The organism is Streptomyces sp. MB09-01, from assembly GCF_033794505.1.
In the GTDB taxonomy this organism is placed as follows: Bacteria; Actinomycetota; Actinomycetes; order Streptomycetales; family Streptomycetaceae; genus Streptomyces.
On sequence record NZ_JARAYQ010000412.1, the window covers coordinates 1 to 4,859 of the forward strand.

Sequence of the window (4,859 nt, forward strand, 5' to 3'; positions counted from 1 at the left end):
CCGCCCCCAGGTTTTAATCTGTTTGAGTCGCGGGTCGCGTAAAGTCGTTATACAGGAATGGCTTCCCTGTGTCCGTGGCGGGCGGCTTCGGCGATCAGGAAGCGAATGTCGTCGGGTTCCTGGTCGGTGCGGGCGGCGAGTACGGCGAGCCGGAACAGTGCGCCCGGGTGGCCGGCTTCGGCGGCTGTGCCCAGGCAGTCGGCGGCCCGGTCGAGCTCGTGTCGCGCGAGGGCCTTGGATCCCATTCTGTAGTGGGAGTTGGCGAGTTCTCGTTCGGCTCGGGTGAGCCGGTACTGGTGGGCGAGAGGCCCGAGGGGGCCCTCGGGGCGGTCCCAGTGGTCGGAGGGCCCGGCGATCTGGGCCATCAGGTCCGCGAGCCCGGCCGGGACCACCGGCTCCGGGCACCGTCGCCCGTCCGGGTGGTCGTCGTACGTGCTCACATCAGTCACCCTTCATTCCGTGCTTGTTGTTCTCTCCGACCCGGGCCCGGATATGCCCGGCGAGTATGCGGCGCAGGAAGCGCAGCGCGGCGTGCCGGTCGTGATAGAGGCGTGAAAGGGGTATCCCGAGCTCGTCCGCGATCTCCTCGTCCGTCCGGCCCTGGCTCTGCAGTTCCACGACTCGGCGTCTGCGGCTACGGCGCATGGACCTGATCGCGGGAACCACCAGCTCCTCAAGGAGGTCCTGCGAGGCGACAGAACCGGCCACAGTCCCAGGAGTGTCCGCGCCCTTGACCGCCAAGGCCTTGTCGGCGCGGGCCTGTCGGCGGAAGTCGGTACGGACCCGGTTGACGGCGGCCGTGTGCAGATAGGCGGCCAGGTCGGTGTCCTCGGGAAGCCGGCCCGCCGCGGCAAGTCGGACGGTCGCGGCCACGGCTTCGCCCGCCGCGTCCTCACCCGCGGCAAGGGACAGTCTGGGGAACCGCTGCCGCAGACGGGCTGGCTCGCTCGCGATGAAGGTCGGGCAGAAGTCCGCCAGTCGCTGCAGGATGCCGGCGCCGAGGGTGGCGGGCTCGCGGCCGAGGCTGTCGTCGAGCGTGGGACCTACCACCGGCCACGCTCCCGGATGGTGGGCCCGACGGTCACGCTCACGGTGATGTGCGCAGCGACCACGCCTCCGGCAGGGGGCGCGATGGCCACGACCACAGCGGGCCCCGGAACAGCAGATGCTGTAAGGGTGTTGGCGGCCGCGGCGTGGTCGCCCGGGGCACCGGCGTCTTCGCGTTCAGCCGGGCGGGCGCACCGGCAGGGGCCGGACTTTCCGGACCTGCGGTGCTGCCACACGCGCACCACGGCGCCCAGCGCGTGCAGCGCGCTCAGGGCGGCCGGGACATACCCGGCCGCCTCCATGAACGCTGTCATCTAGGGGTTCCCATCTCTTGGACGGGGACGCTCTACGGCGCCCTCGCCCACCAGACGCCGCCCGAACCTCCAATCTCCCTTCTCGCGTGCAGGATTCACCCCCACGGGTACCAATCCGCATACACGTTCGATTAGAACTGCCATCGACAGCGGCCGTGACGATCGTGAGCCGGGTTCGTGGCCAGCGCTGTCGTGGGTGTCAGTGCTGCCCGGCATAGTGCCCGGCATGATCAACGACTTGAAGAGCATCGACTGGACGTCCATGGGACACGCCTACGGGCCGGCCGGGGATGTTCCGCAATGGCTGCGCGACATGGCTTCCCCAGACACCAAGGTCCGGGAGCAGGCCTTCAGCAGCTTCTACGGCGCGGCCCATCACCAGGGGGACGTGTACCCGTGCACGGTGGCCAGTCTGTCGTTCCTGTTCACCATGGCTGACTCCCCTTCCACACCGGATCGGGCGGCGGTGGTCGGGCTGATCGTGAGCATCGGTCGTGAAGCCGTCGATAGCGAGACCCTCGGCGACATCTGGATCAGCCCCGCCGGTGAGGAGCACACTGCCTACCAGGACGCCGCAGGGCTGATCCGCGGGCGCCGCGAGGCGTTCGTCGGCTATGCCTGCGATGCAGACGCGCGGGTTCGCTCGGCCGCCATCCCGGGATTGGGGCTCTTCCTGGAGGACGCCGAGCGGGCCGTAGGAGTCCTTCGGGACCGGCTCGACGCCGAGGACGGCGTCATGGAGCGGTTGCTGGTGATCCGGACGATGGGCGATCTGGCGCTGCGGCTCCCGGCGGCGCAGGAACCCGCGCAGGCATGCTTCGACCTCCTCGCCGACCACGTGACGGTGGATGCCGATGTCCGTCTTGCGGCGCTCGTCCAGCGGGCCCGCTGCGTCCCCGATTCCATCGACGACACCACAGTGCCCACCGCGATCTCGCTCCTCCGCCGGATCTCACCGATACCCCGGCCCGAGGACAGCGGGGAAGCCGACGCGAGCCCGGGGACGTCGGGACCGTGCACGTGTGCTCTGGAGGCCGAGCCCGACCCTGGTGTGCCCGGGCACGTCGCTGCCGCCTTCGCCGACCTCGACCGCCGCAACCGTGTCCACGCACCCACGACATCCCTGCTGAAGACCTTCCACGAAGTCCTCGACGCACGCGTCGAGGACCGGACCGTGCTGCTCTGCGAACAGCTGGGCAGCCCGGACGCGGCCACCCGATACGACGCGATCGACATGGCACGCGGTCTGATCACCGCCTGGCGGGGAGACCACACTCGCCTGGTACGGCTCCTCGCCGAGTGCCTGCTGCCGCACGACTCCTACACATCCGCGGCTGCGGCCGAAGTACTCGGATCCCTGGGCCGGCTCGCCGAACCAGCCCGGGAAGCCCTCGCCGCCTACGTGACCACCCACCGCGCCACACACCGGCCCGACGCCTGGGCGAGCCCGCACGCCGAGCTGCGCCGCGCCCACCAGCAGGCCGTCCTGGCACTCGCCGAACTCGGAGACGAGCGCGCCCTTCCCAGCCTGCTGACCGCCCTGGACACCGGCATCGATGCCTGGCGCGCCGTGAACGCGGCAGGCCGGCTGCCCCAGGCCGCCGCAGAGCTCACGCCCCGGCTCATCCGGCTCCTCGCCGACATCGACCACTCCCGCGAATGGCCCGACGTCAGCCCCACTTCCCTCGCCTCCGCCCTCGCCGCGCTCGGCGACCCGACCGCCGTGCCCGTCCTCACGCACGCCATCGCTGCCGCAGTCCAGCGGGGGCAGTGGCGCACGGCCGAGCCCGTATTGGAGGCCCTGGCGTCCTTCGGTCCCCGCGCCGTCACCGCCCTGGAGACCGTCCGCCTCCTCGTCGAGGTGGAAGACGAGGGAACCCGTACGGCCGCGGCCCACACGCTCTGGGAGCTTGAACGCCGCCCCGAGCACGTCGTCCCGCTGCTGCAACGCCTCCTCGACGACAAACGGAACTTCGACGCGGTCAACCTCGCCGGCCGGATCGGCCCTCCTGCCGCAGCCGTGCTGCCGCGCCTGCGCCAGATGCTGAACGACCAACTCAAACAGAACGCGCGCAACGAGCAGGACGGCTCGGCCGTGCTCAACGACTCCTGGACCCTGGTCCATGTGGCTGCAGCGCTCTGGGACATCGGTGGCGACGAAGAAGCCGACGTCGTCGTTCCGACGCTGCTGGCCGCGTGGAAGGACAATGACTCCACCGCCCGCCATGCCCTCGCCTGCCTCGACCGCATGGGCCCTGCAGCGCACCCCGCCCTCCCCCAGATCCGGACCGCGCTCGCCCAGCCCCGCCGCGGGGACAACGCATGGGGATGGAACGTCGCGGTCGACCTGGAGATCCAGCACACCGGCCAGACCATCCTGACGCGTACGGCCACCTCCCAGGCACCCTCCTGACCGCAATGAGTCCGCCACCGCGCGGCAGGGCCTGACACGGTGGCGGCCCCTTCTACCGCGGCACCCGGGCTATAGGGCGGGGGCGAACTCCACGTCGGTGCCGCCGCAACCGGCCGCGATGTCCAGCAGCCGGTCCAGCTCCATCTCGTCGACCGCCAGGCCCCAGCGGAGCTTCGTCGCGGTCCACTCCGCGCCGTACCGGCACAGCGCATCCGGCGACGGGGGCAGCCACTCCGCCGGGTCCTGGTCGGCCTTCGACCGGTTCGAGCGAGCCGTCACCGCCACCAGCGAAGCTGACTGGCCCTGGTCGTTCGCATACGCTTCGCGCCTTTGCGCGGTCCACGAACTGGCGCCCGAATCCCACGCTTCGGCGAGTGGGACCATGTGGTCGATATCGAGCGCGCCGGCCGGTGTGACCTCCCGCTCGTCGTAGTACGACCACCACACCCCGCCCGTCAGGGTGCAGCCCGGACCGATCTCCGGGTACACGACCGCCTCGGCCAGGAGGACCTCGGCGCGGGTATTGCAGCCGTCTGCCGGGACGTCGCCGGCGTTCCAGTGCCGGAAGGAAGTGCGCTGGTAGCCGGTCCGGTCCTCGGTGGCGAGCGGAAGCGCGGACACCGCGACCCCGATCGGCAGGACCTGTGGCACAGCTGCGGCCGGAGCGGGGTGTCCGCTCGCCCAGGCGGCCGGGGAGAGGGAGAGGGTCATTGCGAGGGCGGCGGCCGCCGCTGCGGACTGCTTCATGATCATCATGAGCCCGGTTCTACCGGCCCCCACCCCGTCAGCGACAGGCCGTGCCGACCGGTTCACCCGCCTGCGCACGGCGGTTCACCGGCGAAACGCCACTGCACGTTTCCCCTCACGCCGTGCAGTAGTAGGGGCGCTGGGCATCGCGTCCTCCGTCACCGGTGCTGCGGTTCCCGTACCGCTTTCGGTGGATCCCGATACGCAGGCACCTCGGCCGCGGGAGTCTGGCGGCCGGGGGCGGCTGGTGAATCCGATCGCCTGCGTACTCGGCTGGAAGGGGTTGGTCGTCATGGACAGGGCGCTCAGGACGTTGGGGGCCGCGCACAAGGGGGCGG

The 4,859-nt window shown here is 70.8% G+C and carries 5 protein-coding genes; 1 reads left to right on the forward strand and 4 read right to left on the reverse strand.

Translation table 11 applies throughout. The features are described 5' to 3' along the window. Positions 1 to 47: 47 nt before the first annotated feature. From PV721_RS41220 to PV721_RS41230, 3 genes are read right to left on the reverse strand one after another with little or no spacing between them, the layout of a single operon-like run. Complete coding sequence (locus PV721_RS41220; protein WP_319733700.1) at positions 48 to 449, reverse strand: hypothetical protein; 402 nt, start codon at positions 447 to 449, stop codon at positions 48 to 50. Further along, positions 442 to 1,050 carry a hypothetical protein gene (locus PV721_RS41225; protein WP_319733701.1) on the reverse strand — a complete coding sequence of 203 codons (609 nt, stop codon included), beginning with the start codon at positions 1,048 to 1,050 and terminating at the stop codon, positions 442 to 444. Before PV721_RS41225 ends, PV721_RS41220 begins: the two co-directional genes overlap by 8 nt. Beyond that, positions 1,044 to 1,361 (reverse strand): hypothetical protein, encoded by a 318-nt coding sequence (locus tag PV721_RS41230; protein WP_319733702.1) that lies wholly within the window; start codon positions 1,359 to 1,361, stop codon positions 1,044 to 1,046. Before PV721_RS41230 ends, PV721_RS41225 begins: the two co-directional genes overlap by 7 nt. Before the next feature lie 226 nt (positions 1,362 to 1,587). On the opposite strand from PV721_RS41230, the gene PV721_RS41235 reads away from it, so the two are divergent. Continuing rightward, positions 1,588 to 3,774: a HEAT repeat domain-containing protein gene (locus PV721_RS41235; RefSeq protein WP_319733703.1), complete on the forward strand. Its 2,187-nt coding sequence runs from the start codon at positions 1,588 to 1,590 to the stop codon at positions 3,772 to 3,774. A 69-nt stretch (positions 3,775 to 3,843) separates the two neighbouring features. Here the strand turns inward: PV721_RS41235 and PV721_RS41240 are convergent, their stop codons facing one another. Beyond that, a complete protein-coding gene (locus PV721_RS41240) occupies positions 3,844 to 4,530 on the reverse strand; it encodes an HNH endonuclease family protein (protein WP_319733705.1) in 687 nt (228 codons plus the stop codon). Positions 4,531 to 4,859: the final 329 nt, after the last annotated feature.

What these genes read in the sequence shown, in the direction of transcription:
- PV721_RS41230 (WP_319733702.1), bottom strand. Translation starts at nt 1,361, where the DNA reads ATGACAGCGTTCATGGAGGCGGCCGGGTATGTCCCGGCCGCCCTGAGC.
- PV721_RS41235 (WP_319733703.1), top strand. Translation starts at nt 1,588, where the DNA reads ATGATCAACGACTTGAAGAGCATCGACTGGACGTCCATGGGACACGCC.
- PV721_RS41240 (WP_319733705.1), bottom strand. Translation starts at nt 4,530, where the DNA reads ATGATGATCATGAAGCAGTCCGCAGCGGCGGCCGCCGCCCTCGCAATG.